Below are 20,488 nucleotides of genomic sequence, written 5' to 3'. Positions count from 1 at the left end.
GCCCACCGATGATAATGCGATGCAACTAACTGTTTTCACGGCACTTATGAAAAGTTCAAAGTATTTATAGAGCAAAAAGATATTACCGAATGTTTCGTTGCAACCTACGCTCCAGCATGTGGGAGCAACGCAGCGATTTGGACTATTCGCCCTGAGAGCGACCCGTCTGCGCGCCGACCAAGAAGCCACAACTACCGTTGTACGGGGGCCGCAAGGGCTTCCCGCTTAGCGATAAAGGGAGGCCCCCGATGCCTAAGCCACCGCGCACCCGCTCCGAGCTGGCCGACGTGTTGTTTCGCTTGCGTCGCAGCTTTTACGCCCTGGCCGCCTTCAGCGGCGTGATCAACGTCATGATGTTGACGCCAGCCATTTACATGCTGCAGGTGTACGACCGCGCCCTGGTGAGCCGCAATGTCACGACCTTGGCCATGCTTACCCTGCTGGTGGTAGGGCTGTTCCTGCTGATGTCGGCGCTGGAGATGGTCCGCACCCGGGTGCTGATCCGGGTCGGTAACTGCCTGGACATGAACCTCAACCGGCGCCTTTTCAGCGCCGCCTTCGAGCGCAACCTGAACCGCGCCGGCGGGAACCCGGCCCAGGCACTGCAGGACTTGGCGCAGGTGCGCCAATTTCTTACTGGCAACGGCCTGTTCGCCTTCTTCGACGCGCCCTGGACGCCGATCTACCTGCTGGTCTGTTACCTGATCCACCCGTGGCTTGGGCTGGTGACGACAATCGGCTCGCTGATTCTGGTCGGCCTGGCCTACCTCACGGAAAAAGCCACGCAAAAGCCCTTGGCCGAAGCCAACCAGGCGGCCATGTCGTCGGCCAGCTACGCCAACAACAACTTGCGCAACGCTGAAGTGATCGAGGCCATGGGCATGCTGCCGGCAATCGGCAAGCGCTGGTACCAGGGCCACTTGCGCATCCTGCAGATGCAGACCCTGGCCTCCGACCGCGCGGCACTGATCAGCAGCACCGGGCGCTTCGTGCGTATCACCTTGCAGTCACTGATTCTTGGCACCGGCGCACTGCTGGCGATCGAGGGCAAGATCACCCCCGGCATGATGATCGCCTGCTCGATCCTGACCGGCCGCGCATTGGGCCCGGTGGAGCAGGTGATCGCGTCCTGGAAGCAACTGCTGGGCTGCCGCCTGGCCTGGGGCCGGCTCAACGACCTGCTGCAGGACTACCCGCAACGGCCACCGAGCATGTCCCTGCAGCGCCCGATGGGCATGCTGGCCGTGGAAAATGTGATCGCTGGCGCCCCCGGCAGCAGCACCAGCATCGTGCGCGGGGTGAGCTTCAGCCTGGCCCAGGGCGACAGCCTGGGCATCATTGGCCCCTCGGCCTCGGGCAAATCCACCCTTGCCCGCCTGCTGGTGGGGGTGTGGCCGACCCAGGCCGGCAAGGTGCGCCTGGACGGTGCCGACATCTTCAACTGGAACAAGGCCGAACTGGGCCCGTGGCTGGGCTACCTGCCACAGGACGTGGAGCTGTTCGAAGGCACCATCGCCGAAAACATCGCACGCTTTGCCGAGGTGGACAGCGACGCGGTGATCCGTGCTGCCCGCAGCAGTGGCGTGCATGACATGATCCTGCGTTTCCCGCAGGGCTACGACACCCGCCTGGCCGCCGACGGCAGCCCGCTGTCCGGAGGCCAGAAGCAACGCATCGCCCTGGCCCGCGCATTGTACGGCGAGCCTAACCTGGTAGTGCTGGACGAGCCAAACGCCAACCTTGATGACGTCGGCGAAAAGGCCCTGGTCGATGCCCTGGCCGAACTCAAGACGCGCGGGGCCACGGTGGTCCTCATCTCCCACCGGCCTAACGTGCTGTGCGCGGTGGACCAGATACTGATGCTGCGCGACGGTGGAGTGCACATGCTCGGCAGCCGCGACGAAGTATTCGCAGCCTTGCGCAAGGCTGCGGTGATTCCGGCGACCGCGGCCGCCCCGCTGGCTTCGGTAAAAGTACGGGAGTAACCGACCATGCAGATCATTCAGCACGCCGAATTGATCCCCGCCGAAGCCAACAACCTGATCGACCTGGATGCAGGCCGCCCAGCACGCTGGGGGGTATGGATGGTCATTGCCGGCTTTGGCGGCTTTCTGCTGTGGTCTTGCCTGGCGCCACTGGATGCCGGGGTGGTCGCCACCGGCACGGTCAAGGTCACCAGCAACCGCAAGGCGGTACAACACCTGAGCGGTGGCACGGTCGAGGCCATCCTGGTGCGCGAAGGCGATGTGGTGAAAAAAGGCCAGGAAGTGGTGCGCCTCGATGCCCTGCGCGCGGTGGCCGAACAAGGCGCGCTCAGCGCCCAGTACATCGTCAGCAAAACCGTGGAAAACCGCCTGGAAGCCGAACGCGACGGCCGCGACAACGTCACGTTCGACCCCGCCCTGCTCGAACACTATGGCAGTGACCCACGCTTGCTGGCAGCCATGGACCTGCAGCAGCGGCTGCTCGACACCCGCCGCGCCGGGCTCGCCGGTGAACTGAACATCCTCGAAGAAAACCTCACGGCCTCGGCGGTGCAACTCAAGGGCCTGCAGCAGGTATACGGCGCCCGCGCCTCGCAGATCGGCTTCCTCAACCAGGAACTGCAAGGCACCCGCGTACTCGCCGCCGAAGGCTATGTGCCGCGCAACCGCCTGCTGGAGCTGGAGCGCAGCAATGCCGACCTGGCCGCAGGCCAGGCCGAAAACCTCAACAACATTGCCCGGGCGCGTAGCCAGGCCACCGAAATCAAGCTGCGCATGCTGCAACGCCAGCACGACTACCTGAAGGAAGTGGAATCGCAACTGACCGACACCGCCAAGGAAAACACCACCCTGGCCGACCGGTTGCGCGCGCTGGACTATGAAGTGACCCACACGGTGATCCGCTCGCCCATCGACGGCATGGTCCAGGGCCTGAGCATCGCCACGGTCGGCGGCATTATCCAGCCAGGTGCCAAGATCATGGAAGTGGTGCCGCTCGACCAGCCGCTGCAGGTCGATGCGATGATCCCGGTACAGGCCATCGACAAGATGGTGCCAGGCCTGGCCGTAGACATCGCCTTCCCGGCTTTCAACCATGCTCAGACGCCGAACATTCCAGGGCGGGTGAAGACCATTTCCGCCGACCGCCTGCTCGACGAAGAAAGCAAGCAGCCGTTCTACCTGGCCCAGGTGGAAGTGACGCCAACCGGCATGGGGCTGCTGGGCAGCAACCATATTCGCCCCGGCATGCCCGCCACCGTCACCATCAAGACCGGCGAACGCAACCTGCTCAGTTACCTGCTCAAACCCATGCTCGAACGCGTAGACGCCGCGTTCAAGGAGCAATGACATGAAACGCCCATGCCTGCTGTTGTGCCTGTTGGGGGTGGCCGTTCAGGCCAGTGCCATGGACCTGAAGGAAGCCTGGGACCTGTTGCAATACCAGGGCCCGATCTACCGCGCCGCGGTGCATGAGAAACAAGCCGGCGGCGAGAACCGCGCCATCGGTGAGGCGGGCCTGCTGCCGCAGATCAACGCAGCGGCCTACTTCAACAGGGTCAATGGCAGCCAGCGCCAGAATGGCCAGGACAACGACCTGGACTACGACTCCAAAGGCGCCAACGTGCGCCTGCGCCAGCCGCTGTTCAACAAGCAGAAGATGGCCGAGTACCGCCAGGGTCAGCAACGGGCCGACTATAGCGTGGCGGTGTTCGATGCCAAGAGCCAGGACGCCGCCGTGCGCCTGGCCGACGCCTACTTCGATGTGCTGCTGGCCAGCGAAACCATCACCCTGGCCAAGGCCAAGTTGAACGCCTTCGAAGAGCAACTGGCCTCGGCAAAGCGGCGCAAGGAGCTGGGGGCCGGCACCATCACCGATGTCGACGAATCGGTGGCCCGCCGTGACCTCGCCGAAGCCGACCTGATCGAGGCCCAGGACAACCTGATCAACGCCCGGCGCAAGCTGGAGGAATACATTGGCGAAACCCCGCAGTCGCTGACCACTTTGCAGCCAGGCTTCGCCACCCCGCCGCTGATGCCGGGCAACCTGCAGGACTGGCTGGTGAAAGCCCAGGCCGACAGCCCGCTGATTCATGCGCGCCGGCACAACTACGAGCTGGCCGAAGAAGAAGTCAACCGCGCCCGCGCCGGGCACTACCCTACCCTGGATTTCGTGGCAGGCTATACCGCTGGCAGCAGCCAGTCGATATCCGAGTTGAACCAGCGCAACCACTACAGCTCGATCGGGCTGGAGCTGAACATTCCGCTGTACAGCGGCGGCAGTACGAGCGCCCTGACCCGTCAGGCCAGCGCCAACAGTTCCAAAGCCCTGGACGAACTCGACGCAACGCGCCAGGAGGTGATTTCCGACACCACCCGCGAGTACCGTGGCGTGCAGAGTGGCGCCTTGCGCGTTCATGCGCTGGAAAAGGCCGTGGCCTCCAACGAACGCTCGCTGACTTCGACCCGCAAGGGCTTCAAGGAAGGCGGCACCAGCACCAATTCGGACGTGCTCAACGCCGAGGAACTGCTGTATGACGCCCGCCATGATCTGTTCGAGGCCAAGTTGAACTACCTGATGTCACGGTTGCGCCTGGCCTCCTCGGTGGGCAGCCTCGGGGATGACGATATCGAACAGGTCAACAGCTACCTGGGGCCGGAACTCATGGTGAGCAACTGACGCTGACTTCCCATAGCTGCGACGCATTTCTTCGCGCTATGATCGGTCACCCTTGCCGCGGACGTCCTGAACCATGCCCGTAGACCTGCAAGCCTTGTACCCCAGGCTGATCCACCTGATGCTGGATACGGTGTTCGTGGTCGACAGGGACAACCAGATCGTCTTCGTCAGCGATGCCTGCGAAGTGTTGCTGGGCTACAAAGCCTGCGAACTGGTTGGCACACCGATCACCGACTACATGCACCCTGACGACCTTGCAGCCACGCGCGCCTCTATTGTGCGGGTGATGAACGGCCAGGCGCACTACGACTTCCGCAACCGCTATGTACGCAAGGACGGCGGCGTCGTGCACATCCTGTGGGCAGCCAGCTGGTCCGAAGAGGCTCAAGCGCGTATCGGTGTGGCGCGGGATGTGACCGCCTTGCGCCAGGCCGAAGATGAACTGCGCTTCCTCGCCCATCACGACCCGCTGACCCGGCTGGCCAACCGGGCCATGTTCAATGAACGCCTGGACACCGCCCTTGCCACGGCACGGCGACACGATCACACGCTGGCGTTGCTGTTTCTGGACATCAACGACTTCAAGGAAATCAACGATGTGCACGGGCATGCTGTGGGTGACCGGGTGCTGTGCACGCTTGCACGGCGGCTGGAAGGTTGCGTAAGTGAAACCGATACGGTGGCGCGCATGGGCGGTGACGAGTTCACCGTGCTGTTGACCGACTGCCCATCGCCAGAGGCCATCGCCGAGCAGGTAGCCCGTATTCTCGCAGCCATGGCCGAGCCACTCGGCATGGAGTTGTCCGGCATCGACGCGCCCTCCTGCAGCATCGGCGTGGCGTGCTTCCCTGAAGATGGCCACGATGCCGACATGCTGCTGCGCCATGCCGACGGGGATATGTACCGGGTCAAGCGAAAACACACAGCGACCGGGTAACGATACCCCCTGCGCTTTGGCACCGGGCCTGCATCAGAAGTCTACCGTGGCCGACAACTGCAACGCCCTCGGGTAACCCGGCGATATCGCGCCGTACGAAGCTACGCCCGACCAATACTCGCGGTCGAACACGTTCTGCACCGTTGCCCGGAATGTTGTAGGGCGGCCATCGATCCGGGTGGCATAGCGCGCCCCAACGTCGAACCGTGTCCAGGCATCGAGTGCCTGGGTATTGGCCTGGTCGATGTACTGGCTGTCGGTATAGATAGCACCACCGGTCAGCGTCACGCCCTCAGCCCAAGGTGTATCCCACTCCGCCCACAGGTTGGCCTGCACGTCCGGCACGCCGACCGCTTCGTTACCCTTGTTGGCGGGGGTTGCCGAATCCGTCAGCTTGCCGTCCAGCACCGTCACGCCGCCCAGCAACCGGGTGCCCGGTGCAACCTCACCGAACATGCTCAGCTCGATACCGCGGTTACGTTGCTGGGCCTCGACCGAGAAGCGGCGGTCGGCGCCAAGCTCACCGCTAGGTTTTTCTATCTGGAACACCGAAACTGTGGTCATGAACGTGTTGTGTTCGTACTTCACACCCAGCTCGTGCTGTTTGGTCTTGTAGGGTGCAAAGGCATCACCGCCATTGGTTGCCGTGTCCGGTGCGATATCGCCTTTGCTCAAGCCTTCGACATAGTTGTAGTACAGCGCGACGTTTTCCCACGGCTTGACCACCACGCCTACGACGGGGGTAATTGCACTGTCGTTGTAGCGCGTGGTGAACACCCCCGCTGTGTAGTTGCGCGACTCGATTTCCTGCCGGCGCACCCCCAGCGTCAATTGCACGCGGTCGTCGAGTACCGACAAGGTGTCTGTCAGGGCAACGCCGGTCAGCTCGGACTCAGACACCCGGCTCACCTTCGGCGCAGCGATGTATTGCTTGGGCACATCCACCGGGTGATAGATGTTCGAAACGATCTCCTTGCCGAAGTTGATGCCGCGTGACAGCTCATCCTGGTAGCGGGTAGCCATGGCCGTTACCGTATGATTGACCGCTCCGGTTTCAAACAGCGCACGCAGCCCCACATCGGCGGTGGAACGATCGACGTTGAACTTGTAGTAACCGGGGGTGTTGCTGGTGTCGCCCGCCGCATTGAGAATTTTCGGTACTTGGTCGGACATCCGCGCCACATCTGCCCTGCCGCCACCGGCATGTGCAAACACCGTCAGTGAGTCACTGATGTCATATTCTCCACCCAGCAACGCTGATTGTTCGCGGGTATTCGACCAGCCCCAGTCCTGCGGCAGGTTGGTTCGACCACTGGCGGCAGAGGGCACACCGAAGCCAGGCGCTACGGTGAAGGGCCGCGAGGCGGCATCCCAACGCTCTTTCTGGCTGATGAAGTCCAGGTTCAGGCGCAAGCGCTCACCTTGATAGTCCAGGGCGATGGCGCCAATGTCCAAGGCACGCTGCTGGTCATCGATAGCCGTGTCGCCCTGGGCGAGGCTGCCGTTGAAACGCACGCCCCATTGCCGCTGGTCCCCGAAACGGCGGCTGATGTCGAGGTGGCCACCCACCTGGGTGTCAGAGCTGTAGCTGGCGGTGACACGCGTCAAATCCTCGGCGAGCGCGCGTTTGGGCACGATGTTGATCACGCCGCCAACGCCGCTGTTCGGGGAAATACCGTACATCAAAGCCCCCGGCCCCTTGAGCACTTCTACCCGCTCGGCATATTCGGTGAACACGCGGTAATTGGGGGCAACCCCGTACACACCATCGAACGCCAGTTCGCCCAGGTTGCCTTCACCCACCGGGAACCCGCGAATGAAGAACGAATCGACGATGCCACCCGTTTGCCCGGTAGAACGCACAGAAGGGTCACGCTCCAGGGCATCGGCCACGGTAACCGTCTGCAGGTCGGCGAGGGTTTTTGCGGTGTAGCTGGTAACGCTGAAAGGCGTATCCATCACGTCCTTGTTGCCAAGCATGCCTAGCCGCCCACCCCGCGCAACCTGCCCCCCGGCGTAGGCTTCAGGCAAGGTTTCGTGGCGTATGCCATTGGCTTCGATGGTGGTAGCGGCCAGCGTGAGGCTATCACCACTGCTTGGCTGGCGGATCAATTGATAGCTGCCGTTACTCAGCTCCACCAGCTCAAGGCCGCTGCCGGCAAGCAACTGGGCGATACCATCCCGCGCCGAATAGGCGCCGCTAAGCCCGGGGCTGTGCAGGCCATCGGTCAATGCCGGTTCAAACGAAAGCGCAACGCCGCAAGCCAGCGCGAAACTGGACAAGACCCGCCCTAGCGGGCCCGGGGCAATCTGGTAAGTGCGGATGGCCACCGCGTCCAAGGGCTGCGCGACGGCTGGCAGCAACTGGCCAACCCCTGCCACCAGAACTGCGCCAAAAAGGGAGCCGCGCACAGCAACAGCTAAAGCACGCTTACGGAATGGACGACTTGCAACAGGCATGAAAGGCGGGTCCTTCTGGCTGGGAATGGAAGTGTTCATTCCTGTTGCCAGCCGAGATTGAAAAAAGTATCACCCAGGTAGCCGTTTTTTTTTGCTGTACCTTGCATTTCAGGGCTGCGCGGGAGAAAGCAGGGTCCAGTAGCCATTCATGTGCGCGGAGACCTGCAAGGCATAGGTCGACTCCAGCATGCTCAGGCTGCGCCTGGTATCGCTGACCGGAAAGGCCCCCGAAATGCGCAGGCCGGCAATGCGGGGGTCGCAGCGAATGAAGCCCCGTTGGTAGCGCGCCAGCTCGGCCACAAATTCGTCCAGCCGCATGCTGTCTGCCAGCAGCATGCCTTGGGTCCAGGCCGTTGCAGTGAGGTCGACCGGCATGGGCCGGCCGACCCTGTGCGCATTGAAATCGACCCGCTCGCCGGCCTGGACAACGGCGCCTGCATTGGCGCCTCCACCGGCGGGTTCGATGCGAACGGCCCCTTCGACAACGGCCAGCCAGGTGCGCCCATCCCGCTCTCGCACACTGAAGCGAGTACCCAAGGCTTGCATGCGCCCTTCCCGTGTTCCCACCCGTAGGGGCCGCGCCGGGACCACGATGTCGGGCGCAGTCTGCACCAGGATTTCACCGCGGCGCAGTTGAATGAAACGCTCGTTGCCATCGAAGCGGATGTCGATTGCAGAGTCGGTATTGAGGTAGACCTGCGTACCATCGGCCAGGGTGAGCTGGCGGCATTCGCCTACGCTCGAGCGATAGTCGGCGGCCCAACCATGTTGGTCGGTCAGCCTCCAGCTGGCCCAACCTGCCGGAAGCACGGCCAGCAGCAACGCCACCCGGCTGATCATCGCCCGACGGCCGGGGTCGGCCGGGCGGTCGAGTGCCGACATCGACAGCGCCGGCGGTAGACCTTCCAGCTTGCCCATCAGCCGTTCGGCACGCTGCCAGGCCTGCGCACGCGCCGGGCTGCCGCTGCGCCAGGCCAACCAGTCGGCCCGTTGCGCCTCGGTGACATCACCGGCACTCAGGGTCATCAACCACTCGGCCGCTTCTTCAAGCACTTCGGTATCCGCCGGGCCGGCACGCTGGACATCGACCATCTAGTCGACCAGCCTCAAGCACTGGAGAAACGCCTGTTTCATGTAACGCTTGATGGTGATGAGCGATACCCCCAGCTGCTCGGCAATGGCTGCGTACTTCATGCCGCCCAGCTGGGATAGCAGAAACGCGCGCCTGACCAACGGCGGCAAGGTGTCGAGCATGGCATCTATCTCGTGCAGGGTTTCCAGAATCAGCAAGCGGGCCTCGGGCGAAGGCACCTCGGGTTCCGGCAAGTGTTCAAGGGCCTTGAGGTAGGCACGCTCCAGCGATTTGCGCTGGCACCAGTTGGCTAGGATGCCGCCTGCGACACAGCTCAAGTAGGCGCGTGGCTCGTCAAACACCACGGTCTTCGAGGCCAGAATGCGCGCGAAGGTATCCTGCACCAGGTCGGCTGCATCCACCGCGTTGCCCAGGCGCCTGCGCAATCTGGCATGCAGCCAGCCTTGGTGGCCGTTGTAGAGTGCTTCTACATTGCGCAGGTGATTGTCGGAGCCAGGTAGCACGTCGCTCATGGGGGCGATTCTGTTTGCGCAAGTGAGAATTGTTTTCAATATTAAGGTAGCGTTTCAACACAACGCAAGTTCAACTACCGGGACACCACCATGTCTGACCCTGAAAGCACCCTGCTCGACAGTTGGCAGCACAACGCCCAGGCCTGGATCGATGCCGTGCGCAGCGGCGCCATCGAGAGCCGCCGGCAAGTCACTGACCAGGCCATTCTGCTGGCCATCCTCGGCCGTCAGCCCGAACGGGTACTTGACCTGGGCTGTGGCGAGGGCTGGCTGCTGCGCGCGCTGGACGACCGTGGAATCGAGGCTGTGGGCGTCGATGGTGACAGGGCTCTGGTGGATGCCGCACGTGCTGTGGGCGCCGCCGAGGTGCACCTGGCCAGCTACGCACAATTGGCCGAGGGCGAGGTTTACGTGGGCAAAGGCTATGACCTCGTTTGTGCCAACTTTGCGCTGCTGCACCAGGACATCATCCCGCTGCTGGCGGCAATGAATGACCTGCTTGTGCCGGGCGGCGCACTGGTGATCCAGACGTTGCACCCATGGAGCGTGGCCGGTGGGGATTATCAGGATGGCTGGCGGGAAGAATCATTTGCCGGTTTTGCGGGGGATTGGCAACCGATGCCGTGGTACTTCCGTACCCTGGCCAGCTGGCTGAATGCGCTGGACATGGCAGGGTTGAGGCTAGTCAGCCTGCAGGAGCCACAGCACCCGCAGAGTGCGGTTCCGCAGTCGTTGTTGCTGGTGGCTGAGCGCCGCTGATGCATACACGGTCGGTGTAGGAGCGGCCTTGTGTCGCGATGGGCCGCTAAGCGGCCCCAGGTTCTGTGTCGCGGCATCAATTTTTGGGGCCGCTTTGCGGCCCATCGCGACACAAGGCCGCTCCTACACGTTGGGGTCAGAGGACCGGCTTGCGCGCCGCGCCGCTACGGGCCTTGGCCATGGCCGCCAGGCGCACCGCGACGTTGGCCGCGCCGTAACCGGCATAGCCCCCCTTGCGCTGGATGATTTCGAAGAAGAAGCGCTCTTCGAACGGTTCGGTGTACACGTGGAACAGCTCGCCGCCCTGGGCGTCGCGGTCATACAGCACGTTGTAGTACGCCAGCTCGCTGAGGAACTCGTCGTCGAAATCGAAGCGCGCCGCGAGGTCGTCGTAGTAGTTGAGCGGGATTTCCAGCAGCGGAACCCCGGCCAGCTTGGCCCGTGCCACCTCACGGAAGATGTCATCACAATCGAAGGCGATGTGGTGTACACCCGACCCCCGGTAGCTGGACAGCGCATGGGCAATAGCCGTGTTGCGGTTTTCCGAGATGTTCAGCGGCAGGCGCAGGGTGCCGCACTGGCTGCGCAGGGCGCGGCTCTTGACCAGGCCATACGGGTCGGGCAGCACCACTTCATCGTCGGCGGCAAAGTCGAACAGGCTCTTGTAGAACAGCACCCAGCTGTCCAGCGACTCGGCCGGCAGGGCCAGCGCCATATGGTCGATGCGGCGCAGGCCGCCAGTGGCAGTGGCGCTCTTGTCCAGGCTGAAATCGGTGTCGTACAAGGTGTGGCCAGCAGTGCCCTGCTCCACCAGGTACAGCAGGCTGCCGTCCGGTGCACGTACCGCGGGTACTTCGCACTCGTTGGGGCCGACCAGGCCACGGAACGGCTGGCCACGGAAGGCGGTGGCGCGTTTCAAGGCGGCTTGCGGATCCTTGACCCGCAACGCGGTGGCGCACAGCGACGGGCCGTGGGCCTCGAAGAAGTTGTGGCCGAAGGAATACGGTTCGGCGTTCAGGACAATGTTGATATCGCCCTGGCGCAACAGTTGAACGTCCTTGCTGCGGTGCTTGCCGGCTTCGGCAAAGCCCAGGCGCTTTAGCCAGTTGCTCAGGCGCGCGCCGACGGCTTCGTCGACCGCGAACTCGAGGAACTCCACCCCATCATAGGCGCTGGCCGCCGGCGGGGTGAACAGCACGCCAGGTTCGATCGGCGTGTGTTCCTGCTCCAAGCGCAAGCGGGTCTGTTCTTCGAGGTACAGCAGCGAACGCAAACCGTCGGCGGCATTCTGCCGGGTCGGCGCGGCGCGGAAGCCGTCGTTGAAAATTTCCAGCGACAGCGGCCCACGGTACCCCGTGGCAAGGATCGGCGCGAGGAAGCCGGCCATATCCATTTCGCCCTGCCCTGGGAAGCAGCGGAAATGGCGGCTCCACTCCAGCACATCCATGGCCAGGATCGGCGCGTCGGCCATTTGCACGAAGAAGATCTTGTCGCCTGGGATGTCGCGGATCGCGCTTGGGTCGCCCTTCAGCGACAAGGTGTGGAAGCTGTCAAGGATCACCCCGAGGGCCGGGTGGTCAGCCTGGCGCACTAGGTTCCAGACTTGCTGATAGGTGTTGACGTGGCGGCCCCACGCCAGGGCTTCGTAACCAATGCGCAGGCCGCGCTTGCCGGCATGCTCGGCCAACAGACGCAAGTCGTCGACCAGCAGTTGCTCATCACCCAGGGCATCGGCCTGGACGTTGCTGCACACCAGCACCAAGTCGGTACCCAGCTCCTGCATCAGGTCGAACTTGCGCTCGGCGCGGTCGAGGTTTTTCTGCAGGCGGTCGCGGCGGCAACCTTCAAAATCACGAAACGGCTGGAACAAGGTGATGGCAATGCCCAGGTCGGCACACATCTGACGCACCTGGCGCGGGCTGCCAGCGTAATAGAGCAAGTCGTTTTCGAAGATCTCGACGCCGTCAAAACCGGCGGCGGCGATGGCTTCGAGCTTTTCCGGCAGGGTGCCGCTCAAGGACACGGTAGCGATCGAACGCTGCATGGCGGGAGTTCCTTGTTGTTAGAAAATTACGGTGCCGGTCAGGTAGAAACCACGGGCACAGTTTATGGCACGATCGATTATTCGCAGGTAAAGTCCTCGCTTCAATTCATTTGTACGGAATGGTTAGTTTTGCGTTCGATTATCGCACAAAACCCGTTTTGGCGAATTGCTAGACCGCTGGCCCGTGGTCAACATGAACCACAGACGCAGGCACACCGACCGTTGCCTCCTGCCTTGGCATAACCTCTGGCGGAACCTGCGCAAACAACAATAACAACGGAGACAACGATGGCTCACTCCAGCTCGCAAGCAAAGAAAGCGACCGCCAGTGGATGGATAGGCTCGGCACTCGAGTACTACGACTTCTTCATCTATGCCCAGGCCGCTGCGCTGATTTTCCCGCAGATCTTCTTCCCCAATACCGACCCGAAAATGGCCATCATCGCCTCGTTGGCCACGTACGGCGTGGGCTACCTGGCGCGCCCGGTCGGCGCCTTCGTGTTGGGCCACTGGGGTGATACCCGCGGCCGCAAGAACGTCCTGCTGCTGTGCATGTTCCTGATGGGCCTGTCGACCATGGCCGTAGGCCTGCTGCCCACCTACCACGACATCGGTTATCTCGCACCGGCCTTGCTGGTGGTACTGCGCCTGATCCAGGGCTTTGCCGTGGCCGGGGAAATCTCCGGGGCCAGTTCCATGATCATGGAGCACGCGCCATTCGGCCGAAGAGGTTATTACGCCAGCTTCACCCTGCAGGGCGTGCAAGCGGGCCAAGTACTGGCGGCGGCGGTGTTCCTGCCACTGGCTTACTTCATGCCTAGCGAAGCCTTCACCGAATGGGGCTGGCGCATTCCGTTCCTGATGAGCGCCATCGTGCTGATTGCCGGCTTCATCATCCGTAAGGAAGTGCACGAAACCCCGGCGTTCGTGAAAGAAGAGAAACAGGACAAGGTTGCCAAGTCGCCAATCAGCGAAGCTTTCCGCCACAGCTGGAAGCACATGGTGCTGGTGATGTTCATGGCGCTGATGAACGTGATCCCGGTCGTGGCCACCATCTTCGGTGCCGCCTACGCGGTGCAGCCGGCGTATGGCATCGGTTTCGACAAGAGCGTGTACCTGTGGATACCGGTAGTGGGCAACATCGTCGCGGTGCTGGTGATCCCGTTCGTGGGTAACCTGTCGGACAAGATCGGCCGTCGCCCGACCATGATCGCCGGCTGCCTGGGCTCTGGTCTGCTGGCCTTCGTCTACCTGTATGCAATCAGCATCCAGAACGTGCCAATGGCGTTCGCCGCCTCGATCGTGATGTGGGGCATGGTGTATCAGGGTTACAACGCGGTGTTCCCAAGCTTCTACCCAGAACTGTTCCACACCCGCTACCGCGTTTCGGCCATGGCCATCGCGCAGAACATCGGCACCATGCTGACTGCCATGCTGCCGGCGCTGTTCGCACTGGTTGCCCCGCCTGGCTCGGACAATATCCCGCTGGTAGTCGGTAGCCTGGCGTTCTTCATCACCTGCGTGTGCGCCTTGGCGGCCTACATTGCCCCGGAAACCCACCGCCTGGCGATGGAAGACCTGGGTAACCCAGCGGCCAAGCCGATGGAGAAGGAAGCGTATGAAGCTAGCCGTAAAGGCAGCTTTCAGGCAGTGAGCCACTGATAGACCGCCGGGGCCGCATTGCGGCCCCGGCATTGTCAGCCTTCAACCACTTCCTGCAAGCGCGTCCAGAGCCGCTCGACATCCCCCCGCTCAGTCGGCAACGCACCAACCGACACCCGCACCATCCACCGCCCATCCAGCGTCGCCGGCGTCACATACGCATCCCCAGACGCATTCAACCGCTCGGCCCAACCCTTGGTATGCGCATCCAGCGCTTCCCCTTCCAGCCCCGCCGGCCGATGGCGAATGCACAAGGTCTGCAATTGCACCGGCGCCAGCACTTCCCACTCTGCTTTAGCCCCCACCTGCCCTGCCAACCACTGGGCATTGTCCAGGTCACGCCGCAGCCGCGCCTGCAACGCGTCAACGCCCTCGCTGCGCAGCATGAACCACAGCTTCAGGGCGCGGAACCGACGGCCCAACGGGATCCCCCAGTCACGCAGGTTCTTCACCTCGCCGTCCACCGCCGACTGCAGGTAGCTGGGGTTGGTGCTCATGACCCGGATCAGGTGCTGCGGGTCACGGACGTAATAGATCGAGCAATCGAAGGCCACACCCAGCCACTTGTGGGCATTGACCACCACCGAGTCGGCCAACTCGATGCCGTCCCACATCCAGCGGCACTCGGGCAGAATCATCGCCGAACCTGCCATGGCCGAGTCAACATGCAGCCACAGGCCATGGGCCTGGGCAATTTCGCCGATCGGGCGCAACGGGTCGAGGGCAGTGGTCGTCGTGGTGCCGGTGGTGGCAACTACGGCGCATGGCTGGTTACCGGCGGCCAGGTCTTGCTCGATCGCCGCCTGCAACGCCTCGGAGCGCAGCGCGTAACGCTCGTCAGTGGGGATAAGCCGGATGTTGTCGCGGCCAAAACCGGCTAGCAGCGCGGCCTTGTCCACCGAGCTGTGGGCATGGGCGCTGACATACACGATCAAAGGCTTGGCTTCAGCCTGCAGGCCACCGCGTACCAAGGCGTAATCGGTGGCGCGTTCACGGGCGCTGATAAGCGCTACCAGCGTGCTGGTCGAAGCGGTGTCCTGGATGACCCCGCTCCATTGTCCAGACAAGCCAAGCAGTTGGCGCAGCCAGTCGAGGGTGGTTTCTTCCAGTTCGCTCAGGGCCGGGCTGGATTGCCATGACAGGCCCAGCACACCCAGGCCGGTGCTGAGGAAGTCCCCCAGTACCGAGGACAGGGTGCCGTTGGAGGGAAAGTAACCGTAGAAATCCGGGTGCTGCCAATGAGACAGGCCAGGCATCACCAGCTGGTTGACGTCGTCGAGGATGGCCTCGAAGGGTTCGCCTTGCTGGGGCGCGGCTGCGGGCAAAGCGGCCTTGAGGTAGCCAGGTTCGACCTGGGCCATGACCGGGCGTTCGCCGACGGTTTGGCGATAGTCGGCGATCAGGTCGATCAGTTGGTGGCCGTATTGGCGGAATTGTTCGGGGGTCACGTGGGGGCTCCTTTGGGTGATCCACTGCCACCCAGTCTAGGCACCCGTGCCCAACCGAATAACCCCACGTTGTGCATACCTGCTATGGCGAACCCGCATGCCCGCCTTGCACGCCGAACTGCGACTGGCGCCACAGCTCGAACACGCGGTTGCGGAACCAGCGGTGCTCGGCCGAAGCCTGCAGCCTTTGGTGCCACACCACCCAGTAGCGCTGGCTGTGGTCGATGAAGCCAAGCGGCCGCCAGGCCAGGTCATGCAAACGGCATAACTGCCGGGCGATGTGCTCGGGAACCGTGGCCACGGCCTGGCTGTTGGCAATGACTTTCACGGTGGCGGAAAAGAACGGCACTTCCAGGCTGACCCGCCGCTGCACCCCCTGTGCACGCAGGTGGCGGTCGATGAAGCTGTCCTTGTCGCCACCGCCGGAAATGCGCACATGCTTGTGCGCCAGGTAGTCGGCCTGGCTGAGTGCAGCATGCGCTGCCAGCGGGTGGTCGTGGTGCATCAGGCACACGGCGCGGTCTTCACCCAGCAAGCGCCCATGCAGGTTGGGTGGCGACTCGTCGAACAAGGTGGTAGCCAGGTCGATTTCGCCACTGGCCAGCAAGGCATACTGGCCAGCCTGCCAAGTGCGGTACTCCAGCGATACGCCTGGTGCTTCACGCTCCAGCGCCGCCACCAGCAACGGCAGCATGTGTTCGGCTACATAGTCAGAGGCCGCCAGGCAGAAGCGCCGCTCGCAGCGTGCCGGGTCGAACACTGCGGGCTGGCGCAGAGCGTGAAGTTCTTCGAGGACCTGGCGCAGCGGTTCAACCAGCGCTTCGGCGTGTTCGCTGAGTACGTAGCCGCGGCCTTGGCGCACCAGTAACGGGTCGTCGAAGGCTTCGCGCAGGTGGGCTAGCTGCCGGCTCAGGGCCGACTGGCTGACACCCAGGCGGTCGGCAGCGTGGCTGAGGTTTTTCAGCTGCAGCAGGTGGTCGAGGGTACGCAGGTGGGCGAGGCTTAGGGAGGCGAAGGTGGGGTTCATCGAGGGTTCGGCTCCAGACCGCAGGCGAGGGCTTTGCCCTCGTTTCGCGACACAAGGCCGCCCCCACAGGGGAATGCATAACCTGTGTGGGAGCGGCCTTGTGTCGCGATGGGCCGTAAAGCGGCCCGTTACGCAGATCAGTCAGTCAGACCAACGTACACGTTCTGCACGTCATCGTTCTCGTCGATCGCCTCGAGGAACGCTTCAACCTCAGCCAGCGCTTCAGCACTCAGGCTGGCTGCGCTTACCGGGTTTTTCGGGGTGTAGCCGATTTTTGCCGAGGTGACGGTGAAGCCCTGTTCCGGCAGCGCCTTCTGCACTGCGTCCAGGTCGGTGGTGTCGGTGATGAACAGGGTCGAGCCCTCTTCTTCACCTTCCTCGAAGTCCTGGGCACCGGCTTCGATGGCGGCCATTTCCGGATCAGCGTCAGCGCTTGCAGGGGTGGCTTCGATCAGGCCTACATGGTTGAAGTCCCACGCTACCGAACCGCTGGCGCCCAGTTGGCCCTTGCGGAACAGCACACGGATTTGCGCGACGGTACGGTTGATGTTGTCGGTCAGGCACTCGACGATCAGCGGTACCTGATGCGGTGCGAAGCCTTCATAGCTCACCGCATGGTACTGCACGGCATCGCCGTCCAGGCCAGCACCCTTGCGAATTGCCCGGTCCAGGGTCTCGCGGGTCATCGAAGCCTTCTTGGCTTGCACGATGGCCAGGCGCAGGCGCGGGTTCATGTCGGGATCGGCACCCGACTTGGCAGCGATCTGGATTTCCTTGGACAGCTTGCCCATGATCTTGCCTTTGGCATTGGCTGCTGTTTCTCTATGTTTGGCTTTCCACTGTGCGCCCATGTCGACTCTCTTGTTTCAGCGACCGGTTCAGGAAGCGACCGGCCAAAAGTGGGTGCATTTTATACGCCCTCAGGCATGGGATCGACAAGAAATCTCATCAGCCTTTATCGGCCTTGCCCGCCGCCGCCGCAAACCGCGCCAACCGCACATCCAACCGGCGCGGGCGCAAACCGCGATCTTCGGCGTGCTCCTTGCGGCGAATGGCATTGCGCACCAGCAGTGAGCCCAGGTAGCGGATCGGCTCGGGCGGGAACAGGCCCAGCGGCCCTTTGACCAGTGGCGAGCGGGTCCACGGGTTGTCCAGCCCCAGCGCCAGCGACGAAAGAATCTGCCCGCCCATATGGCACGGGCCAACGCCGCTGCCGGAGTAACCAAAGCCGTAGAACACGTTGCCCTGCCCGTCCAAGCGACCAAAGAACGGCAAACCGGTCACCGAGCGGTCCGACGGCCCGTTCCAGCTGGCCGCCAGTGGCACCTCGGCCAAGGCCGGGAAAAACCCGCCAAGGCTTTCGCGCAGCAAGGGGCGGTACGGCGACGGCTGGTCGAACACCGGCAACATGCGCCCGCCGTAGGCGAACGTGTTGCCGCCCTTGCCGAGCATCAGCCGGCCATCGGCGGTGTTGTGGTAGTAGTGCACGAAAATACGCGAGTCGAGCACGCTGATACCGCTGTCCAGGCCGATCTGGCTCAACAGCTCGGGGCACGGTTCGGTAATCACCATGTCGCTGGAGACAATCGCCACGCTGCGCTCGAACTGCGGGAAGGCCCGCGCCATCCAGGCATTGAGGCCCAACACCACGCGGTCGGCGCGCAGCGTGCCATGGGCCGTGCGCACCTGCACCGGGGCGCCATGCTCCAGGCCAGTCATGGCGGTACCCTCAAAGATACGCACGCCACGCTGCAAGGCCACCCGGCGCAAGCCACGCACCAGCTTGCCCGGCTGCACGGTGGCGGCGGCCGGCGAGAACCAGCCTTCCAGATGCCGCGCAGAACCTGCCAGGCGCTGCACCTGCTCCAGCGGCAGGCGGCGGAACGAGTTGATACCCTTTTGTTCCAGCGCGGCGATGACGGCATCGGTGGCACCCACCTGGGCTGCATTGGTGGCCGTGTACAGCGTGCCGTCCAGGCGGTAGTCGCAGTCGATGCCATTGGCTGCGCAGAACGCGCCAATGTCGCCGATGCTGCGCTCCGACTCACGCACCAGGCGTACCGCCTCGGCCACCCCGAACAAGCGTTCGAGGGTGAAGTACTTGGCCGACCAGGACAAGGCGCAACCACCATTGCGGCCACTGGCACCGGCGCCGCAGATGTCGGCCTCGATCAACACGATATCCAGGGCCGGCACCGCTTCCTTGAGCATCAGTGCCGTCCATAGGCCGGTGTAGCCGCCGCCCACGATGCACACATCGCAACGGGCATCGCCTTGCAGTGGCGGGCACACCGCCTCCTGCGTCGATTCCAGGGCCTGTTGCAGCCAGAAGGGTCTCATTCGCTCGCTTTCCTTTAGGTACGCAGTGGCTTGATTGCCATGCTGGTGTTCGGTGCCACGTCATTGCTTTGCGCGCTGGAGGCTGGGCGGCTGTTCCAATGCGGCAGCAACACCAGCGCGGAGAACAGTGCACAGCCGGCGAACACGATGAACACCGTGACGCCGTCGAAGTAACCCGGCAGCAGCCCGCCCAACACCGCCCCCACCGAACCGCAGCCATTGACGAAGCCGGCCGCGGTGGCGCCGGCCTTGGCGGTGCCGAAGTCGATGGCCGCCGCGCCGCTGATCATCGAGTCCGGCCCGTACAGGGTCAGGCCCATGACAAACAGCAAAGCCACCACCAGGATCACACTGCCGGTGTGCATGGCCGCCATGAACGCCGCCAGGGTCACGGTCAGCAGCACCAGGCTGATCACGCAGGCCGGCATGCGCCGGGCGCCGAACAGTTTGTCGGAGGCCAGGCCGATCATGATCGGGCCAAGCAGCCCGGCCAGCTCGAAGGCGGTCGGGATGATTGCCGCGCCCACCTTGCCCACCGAGGGCATCTGCTCGAAGACGATCACCGGGCCCCACAGCAGGATGGCGTAGCGCGCAGGCTTGAGCAGGAAGTACGCCAGGCCCAGGGTCAACACCGTGCGGTTGCGCATGATCTCCCTCAGTGGCGCCCACACACTGCACAGGTTGTCAGCGGGGGCCATGCTCTGCGGCTCGGGCTCCACCGCCGGCAGGCCGACGTCTTCAGGTTTGTTGCGCTGCAAGAAGAAGAACAGCACCGCCACCAGCGCCACCACGGCTGCGCTGGAGAAGAACGCCGCATGCCAGGTGCCGACCAGGGTATAGGCCCACCAGCCGGCGAATGGCGAGGCCACCAGGCCGCCGAAGGCATAGCAGGAACTCCACAGCCCCAGCACCCGCCCGCGCTGCGAGGCCGGGAAGAAGCTGCCGATGTTCTTGCATAACCCTGCCCAACCGGTGGACTGCGCCAGGCCCTGCACCAGCATGCAGGTGGCGAAGATCGGGAAGGTGGCGTAACTGCCCATCACCACCGCCGCCGCCGCAGAAATCAGCAACCCACCGAGTACCACCACGCGTGGGCCGAAGCGGTCGGCAAGCATGCCCCAGGTGAACTGGCCTACGGCATAGGCGGCCAGGTAGATGGCGTCGAGGTTGGCCATGGCGGCCTTGTCGAGCATGAAGCTTGGGTCTTCGGCGATGCCCAGCTTGGCCACCGAGAAGGCTTTGCGGGTGAAGTAGAAGGCGGCGTAGGCCAGCCAGGTGATAGCGAAAATCTGGATGCGCCAGCGTTTGAACGCGGCTAGGGATTGATTCATGTGAGTCTGACCTCTTGCTCAAGTGTGCCGGCAGAATGTGAAGAAACGCCTGTCTTGTTCTTGTGTTACGCACAGCGATGACAAAGCTGTCATCGGGTCAGATGGCACCGTGTGGGCACCATGGCCCTGGCGGCATTCGTGGTGCCAGCGTCGGGCTGACATGCATGGAAACAGTTGCGCTAAGATAAATAAAATCGATTTATCGTATTACAC

At 63.3% G+C, this 20,488-nt stretch carries 14 protein-coding genes and 1 pseudogene; 6 read left to right on the top strand and 9 right to left on the bottom strand.

Annotated features, from left to right (window positions below; translation table 11 throughout):
• The first annotated feature begins 248 nt into the window (after positions 1 to 248).
• The 4 genes from Q9451_RS13680 to Q9451_RS13665 all read left to right on the top strand — a co-directional run bounded on the left by Q9451_RS13680 (position 249) and on the right by Q9451_RS13665 (position 5,599).
• Positions 249 to 1,985 carry a type I secretion system permease/ATPase gene (locus tag Q9451_RS13680; protein ID WP_012272975.1) on the top strand — a complete coding sequence of 579 codons (1,737 nt, stop codon included), beginning with the start codon at positions 249 to 251 and terminating at the stop codon, positions 1,983 to 1,985.
• Positions 1,986 to 1,991: 6 nt separating this feature from the next.
• Positions 1,992 to 3,332 carry an HlyD family type I secretion periplasmic adaptor subunit gene (locus tag Q9451_RS13675; protein ID WP_012272976.1) on the top strand — a complete coding sequence of 447 codons (1,341 nt, stop codon included), beginning with the start codon at positions 1,992 to 1,994 and terminating at the stop codon, positions 3,330 to 3,332.
• A 1-nt stretch (position 3,333) separates the two neighbouring features.
• Positions 3,334 to 4,662 (top strand): TolC family outer membrane protein, encoded by a 1,329-nt coding sequence (locus Q9451_RS13670; protein ID WP_012272977.1) that lies wholly within the window; start codon positions 3,334 to 3,336, stop codon positions 4,660 to 4,662.
• A 73-nt stretch (positions 4,663 to 4,735) separates the two neighbouring features.
• Entirely contained in the window at positions 4,736 to 5,599 is an 864-nt protein-coding gene (locus Q9451_RS13665; protein ID WP_012272978.1) for a sensor domain-containing diguanylate cyclase, read from the top strand.
• 33 nt (positions 5,600 to 5,632) lie between these two features.
• Here Q9451_RS13665 and Q9451_RS13660 read toward each other — a convergent pair whose 3' ends face one another.
• From Q9451_RS13660 to Q9451_RS13650, 3 genes are all read right to left on the bottom strand, one after another.
• Positions 5,633 to 8,059, bottom strand: coding sequence for a TonB-dependent receptor (locus Q9451_RS13660; RefSeq protein ID WP_012272979.1), 2,427 nt, complete (start codon positions 8,057 to 8,059; stop codon positions 5,633 to 5,635).
• Positions 8,060 to 8,167: 108 nt separating this feature from the next.
• Positions 8,168 to 9,151: a FecR domain-containing protein gene (locus tag Q9451_RS13655; RefSeq protein ID WP_345960952.1), complete on the bottom strand. Its 984-nt coding sequence runs from the start codon at positions 9,149 to 9,151 to the stop codon at positions 8,168 to 8,170.
• Positions 9,152 to 9,664: a sigma-70 family RNA polymerase sigma factor gene (locus Q9451_RS13650; RefSeq protein WP_012272981.1), complete on the bottom strand. Its 513-nt coding sequence runs from the start codon at positions 9,662 to 9,664 to the stop codon at positions 9,152 to 9,154.
• Between the two features lie 90 nt (positions 9,665 to 9,754).
• Here Q9451_RS13650 and Q9451_RS13645 point away from each other — a divergent pair, with 90 nt between their 5' ends.
• The gene (locus Q9451_RS13645) at positions 9,755 to 10,423 is read left to right on the top strand and encodes a class I SAM-dependent methyltransferase (RefSeq protein ID WP_012272982.1); all 669 of its coding nucleotides are present in this window, start codon (positions 9,755 to 9,757) and stop codon (positions 10,421 to 10,423) included.
• Positions 10,424 to 10,559: 136 nt separating this feature from the next.
• Here Q9451_RS13645 and quiC read toward each other — a convergent pair whose 3' ends face one another.
• A complete protein-coding gene (quiC, locus tag Q9451_RS13640; protein WP_012272983.1) occupies positions 10,560 to 12,467 on the bottom strand; it encodes a 3-dehydroshikimate dehydratase QuiC in 1,908 nt (635 codons plus the stop codon).
• Positions 12,468 to 12,755: 288 nt separating this feature from the next.
• On the opposite strand from quiC, the gene Q9451_RS13635 reads away from it, so the two are divergent.
• The gene (locus Q9451_RS13635) at positions 12,756 to 14,129 is read left to right on the top strand and encodes an MFS transporter (RefSeq protein ID WP_012272984.1); all 1,374 of its coding nucleotides are present in this window, start codon (positions 12,756 to 12,758) and stop codon (positions 14,127 to 14,129) included.
• Between the two features lie 35 nt (positions 14,130 to 14,164).
• On the opposite strand, the gene Q9451_RS13630 is transcribed toward Q9451_RS13635, so the two are convergent.
• The 5 genes and pseudogenes from Q9451_RS13630 to Q9451_RS13610 all read right to left on the bottom strand — a co-directional run.
• Positions 14,165 to 15,577, bottom strand: coding sequence for a DOPA decarboxylase (locus Q9451_RS13630; RefSeq protein WP_012272985.1), 1,413 nt, complete (start codon positions 15,575 to 15,577; stop codon positions 14,165 to 14,167).
• Positions 15,578 to 15,659: 82 nt separating this feature from the next.
• On the bottom strand, positions 15,660 to 16,604 hold the full coding sequence (locus Q9451_RS13625) for a LysR family transcriptional regulator (protein WP_012272986.1): 945 nt from the start codon (positions 16,602 to 16,604) through the stop codon (positions 15,660 to 15,662).
• A 137-nt stretch (positions 16,605 to 16,741) separates the two neighbouring features.
• Positions 16,742 to 17,455, bottom strand: coding sequence for a YebC/PmpR family DNA-binding transcriptional regulator (locus tag Q9451_RS13620; RefSeq protein ID WP_012272987.1), 714 nt, complete (start codon positions 17,453 to 17,455; stop codon positions 16,742 to 16,744).
• 97 nt (positions 17,456 to 17,552) lie between these two features.
• The gene (locus Q9451_RS13615) at positions 17,553 to 18,944 is read right to left on the bottom strand and encodes an FAD-dependent oxidoreductase (RefSeq protein ID WP_012272988.1); all 1,392 of its coding nucleotides are present in this window, start codon (positions 18,942 to 18,944) and stop codon (positions 17,553 to 17,555) included.
• Between the two features lie 83 nt (positions 18,945 to 19,027).
• Positions 19,028 to 20,275 (bottom strand): annotated as a pseudogene (locus Q9451_RS13610) (MFS transporter); the annotation flags it as partial.
• Between the last annotated feature and the right edge of the window lie 213 nt (positions 20,276 to 20,488).

Source organism: Pseudomonas sp. NY8896 (genome assembly GCF_039634505.1).
The sequence above is the reverse complement of the archived record's forward strand: the minus strand, read 5'-3'. Positions and strand labels throughout refer to the sequence as shown.

Bases quoted from the DNA above. Each gene is read 5' to 3' on its own strand.
- Q9451_RS13670 (WP_012272977.1), top strand. From the start codon at position 3,334: ATGAAACGCCCATGCCTGCTGTTGTGCCTGTTGGGGGTGGCCGTTCAG.
- Q9451_RS13635 (WP_012272984.1), top strand. From the start codon at position 12,756: ATGGCTCACTCCAGCTCGCAAGCAAAGAAAGCGACCGCCAGTGGATGG.
- Q9451_RS13615 (WP_012272988.1), bottom strand. From the start codon at position 18,944: ATGAGACCCTTCTGGCTGCAACAGGCCCTGGAATCGACGCAGGAGGCG.
- Q9451_RS13655 (WP_345960952.1), bottom strand. From the start codon at position 9,151: ATGGTCGATGTCCAGCGTGCCGGCCCGGCGGATACCGAAGTGCTTGAA.
- Q9451_RS13645 (WP_012272982.1), top strand. From the start codon at position 9,755: ATGTCTGACCCTGAAAGCACCCTGCTCGACAGTTGGCAGCACAACGCC.
- quiC (WP_012272983.1), bottom strand. From the start codon at position 12,467: ATGCAGCGTTCGATCGCTACCGTGTCCTTGAGCGGCACCCTGCCGGAA.
- Q9451_RS13665 (WP_012272978.1), top strand. From the start codon at position 4,736: ATGCCCGTAGACCTGCAAGCCTTGTACCCCAGGCTGATCCACCTGATG.
- Q9451_RS13625 (WP_012272986.1), bottom strand. From the start codon at position 16,604: ATGAACCCCACCTTCGCCTCCCTAAGCCTCGCCCACCTGCGTACCCTC.
- Q9451_RS13660 (WP_012272979.1), bottom strand. From the start codon at position 8,059: ATGCCTGTTGCAAGTCGTCCATTCCGTAAGCGTGCTTTAGCTGTTGCT.
- Q9451_RS13680 (WP_012272975.1), top strand. From the start codon at position 249: ATGCCTAAGCCACCGCGCACCCGCTCCGAGCTGGCCGACGTGTTGTTT.
- Q9451_RS13620 (WP_012272987.1), bottom strand. From the start codon at position 17,455: ATGGGCGCACAGTGGAAAGCCAAACATAGAGAAACAGCAGCCAATGCC.
- Q9451_RS13650 (WP_012272981.1), bottom strand. From the start codon at position 9,664: ATGAGCGACGTGCTACCTGGCTCCGACAATCACCTGCGCAATGTAGAA.
- Q9451_RS13675 (WP_012272976.1), top strand. From the start codon at position 1,992: ATGCAGATCATTCAGCACGCCGAATTGATCCCCGCCGAAGCCAACAAC.